We start from the raw sequence: 18695 nt of genomic DNA, 5'->3' as shown, positions 1-18695 counted from the left end.
TGTATTTCTTGAGCATCCCCCAATCAGTTCCCTCTCCCTTTGGGAGAGGGTTAGGGTGAGGGGCTTTTCTCAGTCGATAAACAAATCTGGCATTAGTGCCACGTCGCTTTCTCGTTCAAAACGGTAATGATCGAACCCGGTCACACCGCTCTCCCGCAAAATCTCCTCATCAATCAACAACCGTCCGGTAATCTGCCGCCCACTGCTGCTCAAAATCACATGCGCCGCATCCGCCATGATCGCCGGCGTCCTCGCATGCTTGAACGACTCCCGATTGCCCAACTGAAACTCGATCGCCGCCGTGGCAATCATGGTTTGCGGCCACAGCGAATTGACACTGATCCCGTAGCTGGCGAATTCCTCGCTCATGCCCACCGTCAGCATGCTCATGCCGTATTTGGTCACCGTGTACGGGCTGTACTGGGCGAACCATTTACTGGCCATGTTCAGTGGCGGCGACAGGTTGAGAATGTGCCCGGAGGATTTTTTCAGATAGGGCAGGGCCGCCTGGCTGCACAGCAGCACCGCGCGGGTGTTGATCTGGTGCATCAGGTCGAAGCGCTTGAGTTCGATGTGTTGCACACCGGTCAACTTGATCGCCCCGGCATTGTTCACCAGTGCATCGATCCCGCCGAAATGTTCGTTGGCCTGGGCCAGTGCCTGACATACCGCCTCTTCCTCCCGCACATCCAGTTGCAGCGCCAGGGCCTTGCCACCGGCCGCTTCGACTTCCGCCGCGACACTGTGAATGGTGCCGGGCAATTTGGCATGCGGTTCGGCGCTCTTGGCCGCGATCACGATATTGGCCCCGTCCCGCGCAGCCCGCAGCGCAATCTCGCGCCCGATGCCACGGCTGGCGCCAGTGATGAACAAGGTTTTGCCTTTTAGCGACATGCGCAAGCTCCTGCTTATTGTTATGCGAGCGAAGGCTCGACAAACAATGTAGACGATGGAGCTGAAATGGAAGGGGGGAGCCTGATCGTTCCCACGCTCCGCGCGGGAATACAGCCTTCGACGCTCCGCGTCATGACGGTGGCAGGCGTTGCGTCGGTGGTGTGGCAGGAACGCGGAGCGTCCCGGGAGGCATTCCCACGCGGAGCATGGGAACGATCGGAGTAGGGAGGCCGATGTGACCGTGCGTGAATAGGCGTCTGTGGCGGCGGTAGGAATGCAGTTGTCGCTTTGAGTAGTGATCGTTCCCACGCTCCGCGCGGGAATGCAGCCTTCGACGCTCCGCGTCATGACGGTGGCAAGCGTTGCATCGGCGGTGCAGCAGGAACGCGGAGCGTCCCGGTATGCATTCCCACGCGGAGCATGGGAACGATCGGAGTAGGGAGGCCGATGTCTGTGGCGGCGGTAGGAAATTCAGTTGTCGCTATGAGTAGTGATCGTTCCCACGCTCCGCGTGGGAATGCAGCCTTTGACGCTCCGCGTCATGACGGTGGCAGGCGTTGCGTCGGTGGTGCGGCAGGAACGCGGAGCGTCCCGGGAGGTATTCCCACGCGGAGCATGGGAACGATCTGCGGGTGGGATATCGGGGGCTTCAGTACCAGCGCTGAACCTCGATCAACCCCTCCAGCCCTGCATAATTTCGGGCACTCGAATACCGCCAGTGCTCAGGCAACTCGACATAACCGCGCTTTACCGGGTTGTTGTGGATGTAATCGAGTTTCTGGCGCATGACTTCTTCGCTGTAGACCATCTCTGCGTGAGCACCTTCCTGCCACATCTGATACACCCGATCTTCCTTGTGTGCCCGTTTGCTGAAGCGAAGCCGATTCAATGCTCTTTCTGCACCCTTACTTTGCAGATCATCAATGATCTGTCGAGCGGTGAAGGATTTGAACTGGCTCAGGCATTTACTCAGGTCAGGCGCCTGGGCGACGAAGTGCAGGTGGTTTTCCAGGATCACGTAGCCGTAGAGCTTCAGCTCCTGATGGGTTTGTTGATAACGCCAACAGTTGAGCAGGTGGTCGACGAGGTAGGGACGAACGAACAGTGGCAGCCACTCCACCAGCGTGCAGGTCAGGAAGTGAGGTTTGTCGGATTCGGTGATGGTGTAGCGGCTTCGGCCCATGGGATTCATCCTTGAATCTTGCGGTGCTGCTGAGAGGAACGCGGAGCGTCCCCGGATGCATTCCCACGCAGACGGTTCGACGCCTCGACGTGGGAACGATCAACGCCACGGGGAGGCGATCAGGCCGACATGACTTCGCGGATGTCGCGCGCCAGTTCGCGTACGCGTTCTTCTTCGGTGTCCCACGAGCACATGAAGCGGGCGCCGCCCTTGCCGATGAAGGTGTAGAAGCGCCAGCCGCGAGCGGTCAGGGCGGCAATGGCCGGTTCCGAGAGTTGCAGGAACACGCCGTTGGCCTGGACCGGAAACATCAGTTCCACGCCCGGGATGTCGCTGACCAGTTCAGCCAGCAGTTGCGCGCAGTGGTTGGCGTGGCGGGCGTATTTGAGCCAGGCGTCGTTTTCCAGGATGCCGACCCACGGCGCCGACAGGAAGCGCATCTTCGAAGCCAGTTGCCCGGCCTGTTTGCAGCGGTAGTCGAAGTCTTCGGCCAGTTTGTGGTTGAAGAACAGGATCGCTTCACCCACCGCCATGCCGTTTTTCGTGCCGCCGAAGCACAGTACGTCGACGCCGGCCTTCCAGGTCAGGTCCGCCGGCGAGCAGCCGAGGAAGGCGCAGGCGTTGGAAAAGCGCGCGCCGTCCATGTGCAGGTTCAAGCCCAGTTCCTTGCAGGTGTCGCTGATGGCGCGGACTTCTTCCGGGGTGTAGACGCTGCCGACTTCGGTGGCCTGGGTCAGGGTCACCACGCGCGGTTTCGGGTAGTGGATGTCCTGGCGCTTGAGCGCGACTTCGCGGATCGAGGCCGGGGTGATCTTGCCGTTTTCAGTGCCGGCGATCAGCAGTTTCGAACCGTTGGAGAAAAATTCCGGTGCGCCGCATTCGTCGGTTTCGACGTGGGCGGTTTCCGAGCAGATGACGCTGTGGTAACTCTGGCACAGCGACGACAGCGCGAGGGAGTTGGCGGCGGTGCCGTTGAAGGCGAAGAACACTTCGCAGTCGGTCTCGAACAGCTTGCGGAAATAATCGGAGGCGCGTGCTGTCCACTCATCGTCGCCATAGGCGCGCTGGTGGCCGTGGTTGGCCTGTTCCATGGCAGCCCAGGCTTCAGGGCAGATACCGGAATAGTTGTCGCTGGCGAATTGTTGGCTCTTGTCGGTCATGGCCGGCTTCCGTAATCGAGGCGCTTGTGGCGCTTCGTGGGGTCAATGATGGTGCGCACTGTACCGAAGATCATCCGGGGAGCACACGGGATGTCGCTGTCAAAACTTTACAAGGATGCGAGCCGATTATGCACCTGAGCCGGCGCGACGGCGCACTCGATCTGCTCAAGTGGCTGGCGCTGCTGAGCATGCTGCTCGATCACCTGCGATATGTCGGGATCAGCGCCGATTGGCTGTATGTGCCGGGACGGCTGGCGTTCCCGTGGTTCTGCCTGGCGATGGCGGCGAATCTGACGCGGGACGGCGCACGCAAGACCGAATGGCGCTATCTGGGCTGGTTGCTGCTGTTCAGCGCTATCAGTGAAATTCCCTACCGTCTGTACATTCCCGCGCCCGACACCTTGAACGTGATGCCCACGCTGGCGCTGGGTTTGCTGGTGGTGCGAGGCTGGCAGGATCGAGTGCTGATTTCACGCCTGCTGGGAGTCGGAGCCTTACTGGCGGCGGCGATGTTCCCGGAGCGGCTGATGTTCGGTCTGTTCGGCGTCCTGCTGCCGCTGGCGATGTTGTTGGTATTTCATCGGCCCTGGTATTTCAGCCTGCTACCAGGGCTGGTGTGTGTGGCCGCGAATCAATGGCGGGTGCTGTACGAAGCCGCGCAGTTCGGCAACATCGTCGCCATCTTCGGGCTTGCGACCTGCCTGATGGCGCCACTGCTCGGAATGTTCCTGTTGCGACACGCCACTTACCTCCACGCGCCACCCATGCGGCGCTGGGCGTATGCGCTCTATCCCGCGCATTTCATGGTCCTTCTGGCCTTGCGCCAGCTGCTTGTTTGAGTCCGTCGTCCCCGCCATGTCGTAAACGCACCTTTGCGTGGCGTCCGTAGGCATTTGACCTCCCTGCGCCGGCCATACCATCGCATCAAAGGGCACTGGCTGAACGCCGTGCCTTACCGAGACGAATGGCGCACAGATGCCGCTGGGAGAGACGCGATGTTCAGCAAGCAAGACCGGATCCAGGGTTACGACGATGCACTGCTGGCGGCGATGAATGCCGAGGAGCAACGTCAGGAAGATCACATCGAGCTGATCGCGTCGGAGAACTACACCAGCAAACGCGTGATGGAAGCGCAAGGCAGCGGCCTGACCAACAAATACGCCGAAGGCTATCCGGGCAAGCGCTACTACGGTGGCTGCGAGCACGTCGACAAGGTCGAAGCGCTGGCCATCGAACGCGCCAAGCAACTGTTCGGCGCCGATTACGCCAACGTCCAGCCGCACTCCGGTTCCTCGGCCAACAGCGCCGTGTACCTGGCCCTGCTGCAAGCAGGCGACACCATTCTCGGCATGAGCCTGGCCCACGGCGGTCACCTGACCCACGGCGCCAAGGTTTCGTCCTCGGGCAAGTTGTACAACGCCGTGCAGTACGGCATCGACACCAACACCGGCCTGATCGATTACGACGAAGTCGAGCGTCTGGCCGTCGAGCACAAACCGAAAATGATCGTCGCCGGTTTCTCGGCCTACTCGAAAACCCTCGATTTCCCGCGCTTCCGTCAGATCGCCGACAAGGTTGGCGCGCTGCTGTTCGTCGACATGGCCCACGTTGCCGGTCTGGTGGCCGCCGGTCTGTACCCGAACCCGCTGCCGTACGCCGATGTGGTCACCACCACCACCCACAAGACCCTGCGCGGTCCGCGTGGCGGCCTGATCCTGGCCAAGGCGAACGAAGAGATCGAGAAAAAGCTCAACGCGGCGGTATTCCCCGGCGCCCAGGGCGGCCCGCTGATGCACGTCATCGCCGGCAAGGCCGTGTGCTTCAAGGAAGCGCTGGAGCCTGGCTTCAAGGCCTATCAGCAACAAGTGATCGACAACGCTCAGGCGATGGCGAGCGTCTTTATCAAACGTGGCTACGATGTAGTGTCCGGCGGCACCGACAACCACCTGTTCCTGGTCAGCCTGATCCGTCAGGGCCTCACCGGTAAAGACGCAGACGCCGCCCTCGGTCGCGCGCACATCACCGTCAACAAGAACGCCGTACCGAACGACCCGCAGTCGCCGTTCGTCACCTCCGGCCTGCGCATCGGCACCCCGGCGGTGACCACCCGCGGCTTCAAGGTGACCCAGTGCGTGACGCTGGCCGGCTGGATCTGCGACATCCTCGACAACCTCGGCGATGCCGATGTCGAGGCCAACGTCGCCCAGCAGGTTTCGGCCCTGTGCGCTGACTTCCCGGTTTATCGCTGAGCGTTCTGGAGTACATGACTATGCAACGCTATTCGGGCTTCGGCCTCTTCAAACACTCCCTCAGCCACCACGAAAACTGGCAGCGTATGTGGCGCACGCCGACCCCGAAAAAGGTCTACGACGTGGTCATTGTCGGCGGCGGCGGGCACGGTCTGGCGACGGCCTACTATCTGGCCAAAGAACACGGCATCACCAACGTGGCCGTGGTCGAGAAGGGTTGGCTGGGCGGCGGTAACACCGCGCGCAACACCACCATCGTCCGCTCCAACTACCTGTGGGACGAATCGGCGCACCTGTACGAACACGCGATGAAACTGTGGGAAGGCCTTTCGCAAGACCTGAACTACAACGTGATGTTCTCCCAGCGCGGCGTCTACAACCTGTGCCACACCCTGCAGGACATCCGTGATTCCGAGCGTCGGGTCAGCGCCAACCGCCTCAACGGCGTGGACGGCGAACTGCTCAACGCCAAGCAAGTCGCGGACGAAATTCCGTACCTCGACTGCTCGAAAAACACCCGCTACCCGGTGATGGGCGCAACCGTTCAGCGTCGCGGCGGCGTGGCCCGTCACGATGCCGTGGCGTGGGGCTTTGCCCGTGCCGCCGACGCCTTGGGCGTGGACCTGATCCAGCAGACCGAAGTGATCGGTTTCCGCAAGGAAAACGGCGTGTGCATCGGCGTTGAAACCAACAAGGGTTTCATCGGCGCCAAGCGCGTCGGCGTGGTGACCGCCGGTAACTCCGGGCACATGGCCAAACTCGCCGGTTTCCGTCTGCCGATCGAATCCCACCCGTTGCAGGCGCTGGTGTCCGAGCCGATCAAACCGATCATCGACAGCGTGATCATGTCCAACGCCGTGCACGGTTACATCAGCCAGTCCGACAAGGGCGACCTGGTGATCGGCGCCGGTATCGACGGCTACAACGGCTACGGCCAGCGCGGTTCGTACCCGGTGATCGAGCACACCATCCAGGCCATCGTCGAGATGTTCCCGGTGCTGTCGCGGGTGCGCATGAACCGTCAATGGGGCGGCATCGTCGACACCACGCCGGACGCCTGCCCGATCATTTCGAAAACCCCGGTGCCGAACATGTTCTTCAACTGCGGTTGGGGCACCGGCGGCTTCAAGGCCACACCGGGTTCGGGCAACGTGTTTGCCGCGAGTCTGGCCAAGGGTGAAATGCACCCGCTGGCCGCACCTTTCTCCATCGACCGTTTCCACAGCGGTGCGTTGATCGATGAACACGGCGCTGCGGCTGTCGCCCACTAACAGGAGAAATCCCCATGTTGCATATCTTCTGTCCTCACTGCGGCGAACTGCGCTCCGAAGAGGAATTCCATGCATCCGGCCAGGCGCACATTCCGCGTCCGCTGGATCCGAACAGCTGCACCGACGAGGAGTGGGGCGACTACATGTTCTTCCGTGACAACCCTCGCGGTCTGCACCACGAGTTGTGGGATCACGTCGCCGGTTGCCGCCAGTACTTCAACGTCACCCGCGACACCGTGACCTACGAGATTCTCGAAACCTACAAGATCGGCACCAAGCCGCAATTCACCGACAAGGCTGACACTGCGAAAACAGCCACGACGGCGCTGGGAGAGAAGGTATGAGCCAGACCAATCGCCTGTCCAACGGTGGACGGATCGACCGCAACAAAGTGCTGAGCTTCACCTTCAACGGCCAGACCTACAAAGGTTTCGAAGGCGACTCGCTGGCCGCAGCCCTGCTGGCCAACGGCGTCGACATCATTGGCCGCAGCTTCAAGTATTCGCGTCCACGCGGCATCTTCGCCGCCGGTGCCGAAGAGCCGAACGCGGTGCTGCAGATCGGCGCAACCGAAGCCACCCAGATTCCCAATGTGCGCGCCACGCAACAGGCGTTGTACCAGGGCCTGGTCGCCACCAGCACCAACGGCTGGCCGAGCGTCAACAACGACATGATGGGGATTCTCGGCAAGGTCGGCGGCAAGCTGATGCCACCGGGTTTCTACTACAAAACCTTCATGTATCCGCAATCGTTCTGGATGACTTACGAGAAGTACATCCGCAAGGCTGCAGGTTTAGGTCGCTCGCCGACCGAGGTCGATCCGGACACCTACGACTACATGAACCAGCACTGCGACGTGCTGATCGTCGGCGCCGGCCCGGCCGGTCTGGCCGCTGCGCTGGCGGCTGCGCGCAGCGGTGCGCGGGTGATCATCGCCGATGAACAGGAAGAGTTCGGCGGCAGCCTGCTCGACTCCCGCGAAAGCCTCGACGGCAAGCCTGCGATGGAGTGGGTGGCCAGTGTCATCGCTGAATTGAAGAACACTCCGGACGTGCTGCTGTTGCCGCGCGCCACGGTCAACGGTTACCACGACCACAACTTCCTGACCATTCACGAACGCCTCACCGATCACCTCGGTGACCGTGCTCCGATCGGCCAGGTGCGTCAGCGCATTCACCGCGTCCGCGCCAAGCGTGTGGTGCTGGCGACCGGCGCTCACGAGCGTCCGCTGGTCTACGGCAACAACGACGTGCCGGGCAACATGCTCGCCGGCGCAGTGTCGACCTACGTGCGCCGTTACGGCGTGGCACCGGGCAAAAAGCTGGTGCTGTCGACCAACAACGATCACGCCTATCGGGTGGCGCTGGACTGGCTCGACGCCAGCCTGCAAGTGGTCGCCATCGCCGACGCGCGCAGCAATCCGCGTGGTGCACTGGTGGAAGAAGCGCGCGCCAAAGGCATTCGCATCCTCACCGGCAGCGCCGTGATCGAGGCCCGTGGCAGCAAGCACGTCACCGCTGCCCGCGTGGCGGCGATCGATGTCAAAGGCCACAAGGTCACCAGCCCGGGCGAATGGCTCGACTGCGACCTGATCGCCAGCTCCGGCGGTTACAGCCCGGTGGTTCACCTGGCGTCGCACCTTGGCGGCAAGCCGATCTGGCGCGAAGACATCCTCGGTTTCGTACCGGGCGAAGCACCGCAAAAACGCGTGTGCGTCGGTGGCATCAACGGCGTCTACGGTCTTGGCGATTCGCTGGCTGACGGTTTTGAAGGCGGCGTGCGCGCTGCGTCCGAAGCCGGTTTCCAGACCGTTGAAGCCGTGTTGCCGAAAGCCCTGAGCCGTCTCGAAGAACCCACCCTGGCGCTGTTCCAGGTGCCGCACGAGAAAGGTACTTCCCGGGCGCCGAAGCAATTCGTCGACCTGCAGAACGACGTGACCGCCGCCGCCATCGAACTGGCGACCCGCGAAGGTTTCGAATCGGTCGAGCACGTCAAACGCTACACCGCGCTGGGCTTCGGCACCGATCAGGGCAAGCTCGGCAACGTCAACGGCCTGGCGATTGCCGCCCGTTCGCTGAACGTGACCATCCCGCAGATGGGCACCACGATGTTCCGTCCGAACTACACGCCGGTGACATTCGGCGCGGTAGCCGGCCGTCACTGCGGGCACATCTTCGAACCGGTGCGCTACACCGCGCTGCATCAATGGCACCTGAAAAACGGCGCCGAGTTCGAAGACGTCGGTCAGTGGAAACGTCCGTGGTACTTCCCGAAAAACGGCGAAGACATGCATGCCGCGGTCAAACGCGAATGCAAGGCTGTGCGCGACAGCGTTGGCCTGCTGGACGCCTCGACCCTGGGCAAGATCGACATCCAGGGCCCGGACGCCCGCGAGTTCCTCAACCGCGTGTACACCAACGCCTGGACCAAGCTCGACGTGGGCAAGGCCCGTTACGGCCTGATGTGCAAGGAAGACGGCATGGTCTTCGACGACGGTGTGACGGCGTGTCTGGCCGACAACCATTTCGTCATGACCACCACCACCGGCGGCGCGGCTCGCGTCCTGCAGTGGCTGGAGCTGTACCACCAGACCGAATGGCCGGACCTGAAGGTTTATTTCACCTCCGTCACCGACCACTGGGCGACCATGACCCTGTCCGGCCCGAACAGCCGCAAGCTGCTCAGCGCCGTGACCGACATCGATCTGGCCAACGAAGCGTTCCCGTTCATGACCTGGAAAGAAGGTCTGGTCGGCGGTGTGCCGGCACGGGTGTTCCGCATCTCGTTCACCGGTGAGCTGTCGTACGAAGTCAACGTCCAGGCCGACTACGCGATGGGCGTGCTGGAAAAAATCGTCGAGGCGGGCAAGCAGTACAACCTGACCCCGTATGGCACCGAGACCATGCACGTGCTGCGGGCCGAGAAGGGCTTCATCATCGTCGGCCAGGACACCGACGGCTCGATGACCCCGGACGACCTGAACATGGGTTGGTGTGTCGGTCGCACCAAGCCGTTCTCGTGGATCGGCCAGCGCGGCATGAACCGTGAAGACTGCGTGCGTGACCAGCGTAAACAACTGGTGGGCCTGAAGCCGATCGATCCGAACGTGTGGCTGCCGGAAGGTGCACAGCTGGTGTTCAACACCAAGCAGTCGATCCCGATGACCATGGTCGGCCACGTGACCTCCAGCTACGCGCACAACTCCCTCGGCTATTCGTTTGCCATGGGCGTGGTGAAGGGCGGTCTGAAGCGCATGGGCGAGCGGGTGTTCGCACCGCTGGCGGACGGCAGCGTGATCGAGGCGGAAATCGTTTCTTCGGTGTTCTTCGATCCGAAAGGCGATCGCCAGAACATTTGACACTGATCGTTCCCACGTCGAGGCGTCGAACCGTCTGCGTGGGAATGCATCCCGGGACGCTCCGCGTCCCAAGAGCGGACGCAGAGCGTCCATGGCGGCATTCCCACGCAGAGCGTGGGAACGATCAAACAAAAGAATAGGTGCTTTATGACCGCAGCCAACGTTTACCAACAACGCCCGACCAACGGGGCCAAGGCCGAGTCGTCGCTGCATCACGCCGACCTCGCCAGCCTGGTCGGCAAGGGCCGCAAGACCGCCGGCGTGACCGTGCGCGAGAAGAAACTCCTCGGCCATCTGACCATCCGTGGCGACGGTCACGATGTCGCGTTCGCTGCCGGCGTGCACAAAGCGCTGGGCATCGAATTGCCGGGCGCCCTGAGCGTGATCGTCAAAGGCGAAACCAGCCTGCAATGGATGGGGCCGGATGAGTGGCTGCTGATCGTGCCGAGCGGTGAAGAATTCGCCGCCGAGCAGAAACTGCGCGAAGCGCTGGGCGATCTGCACATCGCAATCGTCAACGTCAGCGGCGGGCAGCAAATACTCGAACTGAGCGGCCCGAACGTGCGTCAGGTGCTGATGAAATCCACCAGCTACGACGTGCACCCGAACAACTTCCCGGTCGGCAAGGCCGTTGGCACGGTGTTCGCCAAGTCGCAGCTGATGATTCGCCACACCGCCGAAGACACCTGGGAACTGCTGATCCGTCGCAGCTTCTCGGATTACTGGTGGTTGTGGTTGCAGGATGCGTCTGCCGAATACGGCCTAAGCGTTCAGGCGTAATGATCGTTCCCACGCTTTGCGTGGGAATGCATCCCGGGACGCTCCGCGTCCCAAGAACGGACGCAGAGCGTCCATTGCGGCATTCCCACGCAGAGCAATGGGAACGATCAGAGGCCAGACCCAGGAGAAAACGATGAGCCGCGCCCCGGATACATGGATTCTGACCGCCGACTGCCCCAGCGTTCTCGGCACCGTGGACGCGGTGACGCGTTTTCTGTTCGAGCAGGGCTGTTACGTCACCGAGCACCACTCGTTCGATGACCGGCTTTCGGGCCGGTTCTTCATTCGGGTGGAATTCCGTCAGCCCGAAGGCTTCGACGAGCAATCCTTCCGCGCCGGCCTCGCCGAACGCGGTCAGGCGTTCGGCATGATCTTCGAGCTGACCGCGCCGAACTACCGGCCAAAAGTGGTGATCATGGTTTCCAAGGCCGATCACTGCCTCAACGACTTGCTCTACCGCCAGCGCATCGGCCAGTTGTCGATGGATGTGGCGGCGGTGGTCTCCAACCACCCGGACCTCAAGCCGCTGGCCGACTGGCACCAGATTCCCTACTACCATTTCCCCCTCGACCCCAACGACAAACCCGCCCAGGAACGGCAGGTGTGGCAGGTGATCGAGGAGGCCGGCGCTGAACTGGTGATTCTCGCCCGCTACATGCAGGTGCTGTCACCGGAGCTGTGCCGCAAGCTCGATGGCAAGGCGATCAACATTCACCACTCGCTGCTGCCGGGCTTCAAGGGCGCCAAGCCGTATCACCAGGCCTACAACAAGGGCGTGAAACTGGTGGGCGCCACGGCGCATTACATTAACAACGACCTCGACGAGGGGCCGATCATCGCCCAGGGCGTCGAGGCGGTGGATCACAGTCATTACCCCGAAGACCTGATCGCCAAGGGGCGTGATATCGAAGGCCTGACCTTGGCCCGGGCGGTGGGGTATCACATTGAGCGGAGGGTGTTTTTGAACGCCAATCGCACGGTCGTTCTCTAGATCGCTTTCGCGAGCAAGCTCGCTCCCACATTGGAATGCGTACCCCTGTGGGAGCGAGCTTGCTGGCGATGAGGCCATAACAGGCAACACAAGAATCAGCATCTGTACCCGAGCACTTAACGCGCTGCCTGCCTGGGCGGCGCGGTTCCATAAAAACAACAGCGAGGTGAAAGCATGTCTGGCAATCGTGGTGTGGTGTATCTCGGCGCTGGCAAGGTCGAAGTACAGAAAATCGACTATCCGAAAATGCAGGACCCGCGCGGCAGGAAGATCGAGCACGGCGTCATCCTGCGTGTGGTTTCAACCAATATTTGCGGATCCGACCAGCACATGGTGCGCGGCCGTACTACCGCCCAGGTCGGTCTGGTGCTGGGGCACGAGATCACCGGTGAAGTGATCGAGAAGGGCAGCGACGTCGAAAACCTGAAAATCGGCGACCTGGTGTCCGTTCCGTTCAACGTGGCTTGCGGGCGCTGCCGTTCCTGCAAGGAGCAACACACCGGCGTCTGCCTGACCGTCAACCCGGCCCGCGCCGGCGGTGCCTACGGTTACGTCGACATGGGCGACTGGACCGGCGGCCAGGCCGAATACGTGCTGGTGCCGTACGCCGACTTCAACCTGCTGAAACTGCCGGACCGCGACAAGGCCATGGAGAAAATCCGTGACCTGACCTGCCTCTCCGACATTCTGCCGACCGGTTACCACGGCGCCGTTACCGCCGGCGTTGGTCCGGGCAGCACCGTTTACATCGCGGGTGCAGGTCCGGTCGGTCTGGCCGCAGCCGCCTCCGCCCGTTTGCTCGGCGCGGCGGTGGTGATCGTCGGAGACGTCAATACCATCCGCCTGGCCCACGCCAAGGCTCAGGGTTTCGAGATTGTTGACCTGTCGAAAGACACCCCGTTGCACGAACAGATCGCTGCATTGCTGGGCGAGCCTGAAGTGGATTGCGCGGTGGACTGCGTCGGCTTCGAAGCTCGCGGCCATGGTCACGACGGCGTCAAATCCGAAGCCCCGGCCACGGTGCTCAACTCGCTGATGGGCGTGGTGCGTGTCGCCGGCAAGATCGGTATTCCGGGCCTGTACGTGACCGAAGATCCGGGCGCTGTCGATGCCGCCGCGAAAATGGGCAGCCTGAGCATCCGCTTCGGCCTAGGCTGGGCGAAATCCCACAGCTTCCACACTGGCCAGACCCCGGTGATGAAGTACAACCGCCAGCTGATGCAGGCGATCATGTGGGACCGCATCAACATCGCCGAAGTGGTGGGCGTGCAGGTCATCAGCCTCGACCAGGCGCCGGAAGGCTACGGCGAATTCGATGCGGGTGTACCTAAGAAGTTTGTGATTGATCCGCACAAGTTGTTCAGTGCGGCGTAAGCGATGAGGCAATAAAAAAACGGCGACCTCGGGTCGCCGTTTTTTATTGGAAGACGAAAAGCTTCGGGTGTTTTATTCCGGCCGAACCTCTTCTGCCTGCATTCCCTTCTGTCCTTTTCTTGCAACGAAACTCACGGACTGCCCTTCTTTAAGGCTTTTGAAGCCGTCACTCTGGATCGCTTTGAAATGGACAAAAAGGTCATCGCCTCCACCTTGTGGGGTAATGAATCCGAACCCTTTTTCATCATTGAACCATTTGACGGTTCCTTTCACTCTTTCATCTGACATGTTCGTGCTTCCCGCTTCGTTTGATTGATTGACGCGTTACAAAAGCTTAGAGAACCGAGCCGGTCTGGCTACGTCCTCGTCTTGAGCCAGTCGGATGTTGATTGCATAAAACTGGCCTTTATCACTTTGCACAAGGTCATAAGTGACCTTTCGCCCCGCTTTGATATGTTTGAAGTCCGGATGGCCCCGGTCGATGCAGAAGATGATCGGCGAGACTTTTGAGTCTGGTATTTCATTGCGCTCTACGCATTGCTTTTCCATCGCCGTATCTCCCATTCAAATGGCTGGCGCCTGACCCTCGCTGTTTCCGAATCATTGATGCCACTTCACCGTATTCCAGTTCCGATGACTCGGTAACTGTCATATCTGACAGGTAAAGAAATCCTTTCGGCATCAACGCCCGCCTTTTTATGAAGGTGAGAAATAAAGGGTCGGTCCTTCGGCTGAAAGCGCGTCACGCTTCCTTCACAAACAGGATGTGAATATCCAGTTGCACGCCGGAACATGCTGCCGCCTACCCGGTCAAACCGGCAGTTTGATCGCCAGTATCCGGGCGATCTTCACGCCACAAGAGGATGTCTGAATGAAGATTTCACGCGGTTTTGCCCTGGCATCGCTCCTGACCCTGGCGGCAGGACCGGTGTTTGCCGGTTTCAGTTTGAACGACGTGGCCGGCGTGGTATCGGGCATGCAGGGCGGGGACAAGGCTGCAACCGCAGCGCCGACCTCGGAAACCGCTGGCTTGTTGAGTGCGCTGAGCGCGCTGGACCTGACGCCCCAACAAGCCGTGGGTGGCACCAGTGCCATGTTGGGCCTGGCGAAGAACCAATTGAGCAGCACTGATTATTCCGAACTGGCCAAGGAAGTGCCCGGTATCGACCAATTGTCGGGCGGCGCTGGCAGTCTGGCGGCGTTGAGCGGCTTGCTCGGCTCGTCCGGCAAGTCAGCCGGGCTGGAAAATGCGCTGGGCAACGTCAAAGACACCAATGACCTGAACAACGCCTTCGGTGCGTTGGGCATGGACAGCGGGATGGTCGGCCAGTTTGCCCCGATCCTCCTGCAATACCTTGGTCAGCAGGGTGTCGGTGGTTCGTTGCTGCAAAGCCTGGGCAGCATCTGGGGCACCGGCACCAACGGTTGACTCAGCGGCGCTCGTCCTTGAGTTCGTTGATGCGCTGATCCTTGAGGGTCCAGAGCTGATTGACCCAGTTCTGGACCTTCTCGCGAAACACCGGATCGTTTTCGTAATCGCCCTGCCACAAGGCCGGATCCAGCTCGCGGGTCTGGATGTCGATGATCACGCGCGGCACGTTGCCGCTGATCAGGTCCCAGAACCCCGGAATCTTCTGCTGTGGATAAACCACGGTCACATCGAGAATCGCGTCCAGCTGTTCGCCCATCGCCGCCAGTACGAACGCCACGCCGCCCGCCTTGGGCTTGAGCAGGTGGCTGAACGGTGACTGCTGCTGAGTGCTTTTGGCAGCCGTGTAACGCGTGCCTTCCAGATAATTCACCACCGTCACCGGCTGGCGCTTGAACAGCTCGCACGCAGCCTTGGTGATTTCCAGATCCTTGCCGGCCAGCTCCGGGTTCTTCGCCAGGAACGCCTTGGTGTAGCGCTTCATGAACGGGTAATCCAGCGCCCACCAGGCCAGGCCCAGGAACGGTACCCAGATCAGTTCTTTCTTGAGGAAGAACTTGAAGAACGGCGTGCGCCGGTTGAGGGTCTGGATCAGCGCCGGAATATCGACCCAGGACTGATGGTTGCTGATCACCAGGTAGGAAGTGTCGCTGCGCAGGTCTTCGCCGCCGCGAATGTCCCATTGGGTGGGGATGCACAGGCGAAAGATCAGCTTGTCGATTTCTGCCCAGGTTTCGGCGATCCACATCACCGCCCACGAGGCGTAGTCGCGAAAGCGCCCCGGCAGGACCAGCTTGAGCAGGGCGAACACCATCAGCGGGCCGAAGAGCACGAGGGTGTTGGACAACAGCAGCAGGGTGACGAGACAGCCGGTGAGCAAGCGGCGCATAAGCAACTCTTGGAAAACGGATGGGCGCGCCATGATAAGTGGCTTCGGCCAGCAGGCCAAATCGTCCGGTGACGAATGTTTCACCTTTGGCGCGTTAGCCTGATCGTCCCCACGCTCTGCGTCCCTGTGACGCGGAGCGTCACCTGATGCATTCCCACGCGGAGCGTGGGAACGATCAAGTAAACAACGGTCTAAAATCTCGCGTCTGACGCCCCCATTTCCCAAGGAAGCCCCTTACGTGAAATCCCTCCTTGCATTGCTTTCCCTCGTAGCCCTGCCGGTTCTCGCCGCCGAGCCGACCCTGTACGGTCGTTACGAATACATCGCGCTGCCGGAAATCGGCGGTGAAGTGCTCAAGGCCAAGATGGACACCGGCGCGCTGACCGCCTCGCTGTCGGCCAAGGACATCGAGACGTTCAAACGCGACGGCGAAGACTGGGTGCGTTTCCGCCTGGCCACCAAGGACGCGAGCAACAAGGTGTACGAACACAAGGTCGCGCGGATCAGCAAGATCAAGAGCCGCTCGGATGAAGAAGACGAGGGCGAAAGCACCGAAGTGGCCAAGCGCCCGGTGGTCGATCTGGAGCTGTGCCTGGGCGACATCAAGCGTACCGTGGAGGTCAACCTGACCGACCGCAGCAACTTCAACTACCCGTTGCTGATCGGCGCCAAGGCTCTGCGTGAGTTTGGCGCGGCGGTGAACCCGGCGCGGCGCTTCACGGCGGACAAACCTGATTGCTGATCGAGCGTCGTGTCTCGCAAATGCTGTTCCTTTTTGACGGTGTCTGTTGCCGTCATGCTGCGTTGCCGCTCCTCGCCATAGCGGGCTATGACTCGTCGCGGCGCCTTGCCTGACGACAACAGCCACTCGTCAAAAAAGGAACGCATTTGTGAGACGCGACGCTGGTGGTCTCATTGACGTAACGCCGGGCTTGGGGCACCGTTCGCGCACTTAACCCACAGGCTCGGACGCCATGCCTCATATCCTGATTGTCGAAGACGAAGCGGCGATTGCCGACACGCTGATTTTTGCCTTGCAGGGCGAGGGCTTCACCACGACCTGGCTGAATCTGGGTGCGGCGGCGCTGGAGCATCAGCGCCAGACCCCGGCGGATCTGATCATCCTCGACATCGGTCTGCCGGACATCAGCGGCTTTGAAACCTGCAAGCAGTTGCGTCGTTTCAGTGAAGTGCCGGTGCTGTTTCTCAGCGCGCGCAACGCCGAAATCGATCGCGTGGTGGGGCTGGAGATCGGCGCCGACGATTACGTGGTCAAGCCGTTCAGCCCACGTGAAGTGGCGGCCCGGGTCCGGGCGATTCTCAAACGCATGGCGCCACGTCCGCCAGCTGATGCCTGGTCGGGAGTGTTTCGCATCGATCCCGAGCGCGTACAGATCAGCTATCGCGGCCAACCCCTGAGCCTGACCCGCCACGAATTCCGCCTGCTGCAATGCCTGCTCGAACAGCCCGAGCGGGTGTTCAGCCGCGAGCAACTGCTTGATGCGCTGGGCGTGGCGGCGGATGCCGGTTACGAGCGCAGCATCGACAGCCATATCAAAAGCGTGCGCGCCAAATTGCGTCTGGTGCGCGCCGAGGCCGAGCCGATCCAGACCCATCGCGGCCTCGGTTACAGCTACAGCCCGGGGCACAGCTGATGTCGCTGGGGCTGCGGATTTTCCTGGTGTACGTGCTGTTCATCGGCCTGACCGGGTATTTCGTGCTCAACACCGTGATGGAAGAAATCCGCCCCGGCGTGCGCCAGTCCACCGAAGAAACCCTGGTCGATACCGCCAACCTGATGGCGGAAATCCTGCGGGACGATTTCAAGGCCGGCACGCTCAATCAGAACCGCTGGCCCGAATTGCTCCGCGCCTATGGTGAGCGCCAGCCGAAGGCGACAATCTGGGGCCTGGCGAAGAACCAGGTCAACCACCGCATCTACGTCACCGACGCCAAGGGCATTGTGGTGCTGGACTCCAGTGGTCTGGCCGTCGGTCAGGACTACTCGCGCTGGAACGACGTCTACCTGACCCTGCGCGGCGAGTACGGCGCACGCTCCAGCCGCAGCGACCCGAATGACCCGAACTCTTCAGTGATGCACGTCGGCGCACCGATCCGCGACAACGGCGCGATCATCGGCGTGGTCACCGTGGCCAAACCCAACAGTTCACTGCAACCCTATGTCGATCGCACGGAACGGCGTTTGCTCGGTTACGGCGCTGGGTTGATCGGCCTCGGCCTGCTGTTGGGCGCCGGGCTGTCGTGGTGGCTGAGCCGCGCGCTGCACCGCTTGACCGTGTACGCCCAGGCGGTGAGCGAGGGCCGTCGGGTGGCGGTGCCGCACTATCGCGGTGGCGAGCTGGAGCAGTTGGCGACCGCCGTGGAACAGATGCGCATCCAGCTCGAAGGCAAGGCCTACGTCGAACGCTATGTGCACACCCTGACCCATGAATTGAAGAGCCCGCTGGCGGCGATTCGCGGTGCCGCCGAGTTGTTGCAGGGCGAGATGCCGACGGATCAGCGCCTGCGTTTCGTCGGCAATATCGACAATGAAAGTGCCCGCATGCAGCAGTTGATCGAACGCCTGCTGAACCTTGCCCAGGTCGAGCAGCGGCAGGGCCTTGAGGAGCGCGTCGCCGTGCCGTTGGCGGCGCTGGTGAATGAGTTGCTACAGGCACAAATGGCGCGTATCGAAGGCCGGCAACTGCGGATCGAGCAAACCATCGCGCCGGATCTGGCGTTGATCGGCGAGCCGTTTCTGCTGCGTCAGGCGCTGGCCAATCTGCTGGAAAACGCGCTGGATTTCACGCCGCAAAACGGTTCGCTGCGCTTCAGTGCCGAGCGGGTTGGCGAGCAGGTCGTGCTTCGACTGTTCAACGAAACCACGCCGATTCCCGACTATGCCTTACCCCGCTTGAGCGAGCGCTTCTACTCTTTGCCCCGTCCGGACAGCGGACGTAAAAGCACCGGTCTCGGGCTCAACTTCGTCGAAGAGGTGGTCAAGTTGCACGGTGGTTCGCTGCGCATCGGCAACGTTGAAGGCGGGGTGGAAGTCGTTCTGCAGTTGTAGTCTCCACACAAACTCCACATTCCTCCCACAAAACCCCCACATCCCCT

17 protein-coding genes are annotated in these 18695 nt (G+C 61.4%); 12 read left to right on the top strand and 5 right to left on the bottom strand.

Features of this window, described 5'->3' with window-relative positions:
* Positions 1 to 69: 69 nt before the first annotated feature.
* From MKZ87_RS16415 to MKZ87_RS16405, 3 genes are all read right to left on the bottom strand, one after another.
* Positions 70 to 894: an SDR family oxidoreductase gene (locus MKZ87_RS16415; protein WP_085702865.1), complete on the bottom strand. Its 825-nt coding sequence runs from the start codon at positions 892 to 894 to the stop codon at positions 70 to 72.
* 649 nt (positions 895 to 1543) lie between these two features.
* On the bottom strand, positions 1544 to 2077 hold the full coding sequence (locus MKZ87_RS16410) for an REP-associated tyrosine transposase (protein WP_085702864.1): 534 nt from the start codon (positions 2075 to 2077) through the stop codon (positions 1544 to 1546).
* A gap of 119 nt (positions 2078 to 2196) precedes the next feature.
* Entirely contained in the window at positions 2197 to 3237 is a 1041-nt protein-coding gene (locus tag MKZ87_RS16405) for a low specificity L-threonine aldolase (protein ID WP_007959802.1), read from the bottom strand.
* 128 nt (positions 3238 to 3365) lie between these two features.
* Between MKZ87_RS16405 and MKZ87_RS16400 the strand changes: the two genes are divergently transcribed.
* From MKZ87_RS16400 to fdhA, 8 genes are all read left to right on the top strand, one after another.
* The gene (locus MKZ87_RS16400) at positions 3366 to 4076 is read left to right on the top strand and encodes a TraX family protein (RefSeq protein WP_085702863.1); all 711 of its coding nucleotides are present in this window, start codon (positions 3366 to 3368) and stop codon (positions 4074 to 4076) included.
* Positions 4077 to 4232: 156 nt separating this feature from the next.
* The gene (gene glyA, locus MKZ87_RS16395) at positions 4233 to 5486 is read left to right on the top strand and encodes a serine hydroxymethyltransferase (RefSeq protein WP_085697766.1); all 1254 of its coding nucleotides are present in this window, start codon (positions 4233 to 4235) and stop codon (positions 5484 to 5486) included.
* 20 nt (positions 5487 to 5506) lie between these two features.
* On the top strand, positions 5507 to 6757 hold the full coding sequence (locus MKZ87_RS16390; RefSeq protein ID WP_085688558.1) for a sarcosine oxidase subunit beta: 1251 nt from the start codon (positions 5507 to 5509) through the stop codon (positions 6755 to 6757).
* A gap of 14 nt (positions 6758 to 6771) precedes the next feature.
* Positions 6772 to 7101: a sarcosine oxidase subunit delta gene (locus tag MKZ87_RS16385; RefSeq protein ID WP_011336273.1), complete on the top strand. Its 330-nt coding sequence runs from the start codon at positions 6772 to 6774 to the stop codon at positions 7099 to 7101.
* Positions 7098 to 10115 carry a sarcosine oxidase subunit alpha gene (locus MKZ87_RS16380; protein ID WP_085654007.1) on the top strand — a complete coding sequence of 1006 codons (3018 nt, stop codon included), beginning with the start codon at positions 7098 to 7100 and terminating at the stop codon, positions 10113 to 10115. The genes MKZ87_RS16385 and MKZ87_RS16380 overlap by 4 nt, the downstream gene beginning before the upstream one ends.
* A gap of 147 nt (positions 10116 to 10262) precedes the next feature.
* The gene (locus MKZ87_RS16375; RefSeq protein ID WP_085702862.1) at positions 10263 to 10895 is read left to right on the top strand and encodes a sarcosine oxidase subunit gamma; all 633 of its coding nucleotides are present in this window, start codon (positions 10263 to 10265) and stop codon (positions 10893 to 10895) included.
* Between the two features lie 133 nt (positions 10896 to 11028).
* Complete coding sequence (gene purU, locus MKZ87_RS16370) at positions 11029 to 11886, top strand: formyltetrahydrofolate deformylase (RefSeq protein ID WP_085688556.1); 858 nt, start codon at positions 11029 to 11031, stop codon at positions 11884 to 11886.
* A 174-nt stretch (positions 11887 to 12060) separates the two neighbouring features.
* Positions 12061 to 13260, top strand: coding sequence for a formaldehyde dehydrogenase, glutathione-independent (gene fdhA, locus MKZ87_RS16365; RefSeq protein ID WP_085688554.1), 1200 nt, complete (start codon positions 12061 to 12063; stop codon positions 13258 to 13260).
* 72 nt (positions 13261 to 13332) lie between these two features.
* Here the strand turns inward: fdhA and MKZ87_RS16360 are convergent, their stop codons facing one another.
* Positions 13333 to 13548, bottom strand: a complete 216-nt coding sequence (locus MKZ87_RS16360; RefSeq protein ID WP_085688552.1) for a cold-shock protein — start codon at positions 13546 to 13548, stop codon at positions 13333 to 13335.
* A 583-nt stretch (positions 13549 to 14131) separates the two neighbouring features.
* Between MKZ87_RS16360 and MKZ87_RS16355 the strand changes: the two genes are divergently transcribed.
* Positions 14132 to 14689, top strand: a complete 558-nt coding sequence (locus MKZ87_RS16355) for a DUF2780 domain-containing protein (RefSeq protein ID WP_039768021.1) — start codon at positions 14132 to 14134, stop codon at positions 14687 to 14689.
* 1 nt (position 14690) lies between these two features.
* Here the strand turns inward: MKZ87_RS16355 and MKZ87_RS16350 are convergent, their stop codons facing one another.
* The gene (locus MKZ87_RS16350) at positions 14691 to 15578 is read right to left on the bottom strand and encodes an acyltransferase (protein ID WP_085697760.1); all 888 of its coding nucleotides are present in this window, start codon (positions 15576 to 15578) and stop codon (positions 14691 to 14693) included.
* Positions 15579 to 15816: 238 nt separating this feature from the next.
* Between MKZ87_RS16350 and MKZ87_RS16345 the strand changes: the two genes are divergently transcribed.
* The 3 genes from MKZ87_RS16345 to creC all read left to right on the top strand — a co-directional run bounded on the left by MKZ87_RS16345 (position 15817) and on the right by creC (position 18648).
* Complete coding sequence (locus MKZ87_RS16345) at positions 15817 to 16320, top strand: ATP-dependent zinc protease (RefSeq protein ID WP_085697759.1); 504 nt, start codon at positions 15817 to 15819, stop codon at positions 16318 to 16320.
* Between the two features lie 232 nt (positions 16321 to 16552).
* Positions 16553 to 17233 (top strand): two-component system response regulator CreB, encoded by a 681-nt coding sequence (gene creB / locus MKZ87_RS16340; protein ID WP_085702861.1) that lies wholly within the window; start codon positions 16553 to 16555, stop codon positions 17231 to 17233.
* Complete coding sequence (gene creC / locus MKZ87_RS16335) at positions 17233 to 18648, top strand: two-component system sensor histidine kinase CreC (protein WP_085702860.1); 1416 nt, start codon at positions 17233 to 17235, stop codon at positions 18646 to 18648. Before creB ends, creC begins: the two co-directional genes overlap by 1 nt.
* Positions 18649 to 18695: the final 47 nt, after the last annotated feature.

It is taken from the genome of Pseudomonas sp. MCal1, assembly GCF_026341415.1.
Classification (GTDB): Bacteria; Pseudomonadota; Gammaproteobacteria; order Pseudomonadales; family Pseudomonadaceae; genus Aquipseudomonas.
Note: the sequence above shows the minus strand (reverse complement) of the source record. Positions and strands in the feature narration are given on the sequence as shown.

Coding starts and splice junctions, on each gene's coding strand:
- MKZ87_RS16415 (WP_085702865.1), bottom strand. CDS start 894: ATGTCGCTAAAAGGCAAAACCTTGTTCATCACTGGCGCCAGCCGTGGC.
- MKZ87_RS16410 (WP_085702864.1), bottom strand. CDS start 2,077: ATGGGCCGAAGCCGCTACACCATCACCGAATCCGACAAACCTCACTTC.
- MKZ87_RS16405 (WP_007959802.1), bottom strand. CDS start 3,237: ATGACCGACAAGAGCCAACAATTCGCCAGCGACAACTATTCCGGTATC.
- MKZ87_RS16400 (WP_085702863.1), top strand. CDS start 3,366: ATGCACCTGAGCCGGCGCGACGGCGCACTCGATCTGCTCAAGTGGCTG.
- glyA (WP_085697766.1), top strand. CDS start 4,233: ATGTTCAGCAAGCAAGACCGGATCCAGGGTTACGACGATGCACTGCTG.
- MKZ87_RS16390 (WP_085688558.1), top strand. CDS start 5,507: ATGCAACGCTATTCGGGCTTCGGCCTCTTCAAACACTCCCTCAGCCAC.
- MKZ87_RS16385 (WP_011336273.1), top strand. CDS start 6,772: ATGTTGCATATCTTCTGTCCTCACTGCGGCGAACTGCGCTCCGAAGAG.
- MKZ87_RS16380 (WP_085654007.1), top strand. CDS start 7,098: ATGAGCCAGACCAATCGCCTGTCCAACGGTGGACGGATCGACCGCAAC.
- MKZ87_RS16375 (WP_085702862.1), top strand. CDS start 10,263: ATGACCGCAGCCAACGTTTACCAACAACGCCCGACCAACGGGGCCAAG.
- purU (WP_085688556.1), top strand. CDS start 11,029: ATGAGCCGCGCCCCGGATACATGGATTCTGACCGCCGACTGCCCCAGC.
- fdhA (WP_085688554.1), top strand. CDS start 12,061: ATGTCTGGCAATCGTGGTGTGGTGTATCTCGGCGCTGGCAAGGTCGAA.
- MKZ87_RS16360 (WP_085688552.1), bottom strand. CDS start 13,548: ATGTCAGATGAAAGAGTGAAAGGAACCGTCAAATGGTTCAATGATGAA.
- MKZ87_RS16355 (WP_039768021.1), top strand. CDS start 14,132: ATGAAGATTTCACGCGGTTTTGCCCTGGCATCGCTCCTGACCCTGGCG.
- MKZ87_RS16350 (WP_085697760.1), bottom strand. CDS start 15,578: ATGCGCCGCTTGCTCACCGGCTGTCTCGTCACCCTGCTGCTGTTGTCC.
- creB (WP_085702861.1), top strand. CDS start 16,553: ATGCCTCATATCCTGATTGTCGAAGACGAAGCGGCGATTGCCGACACG.
- creC (WP_085702860.1), top strand. CDS start 17,233: ATGTCGCTGGGGCTGCGGATTTTCCTGGTGTACGTGCTGTTCATCGGC.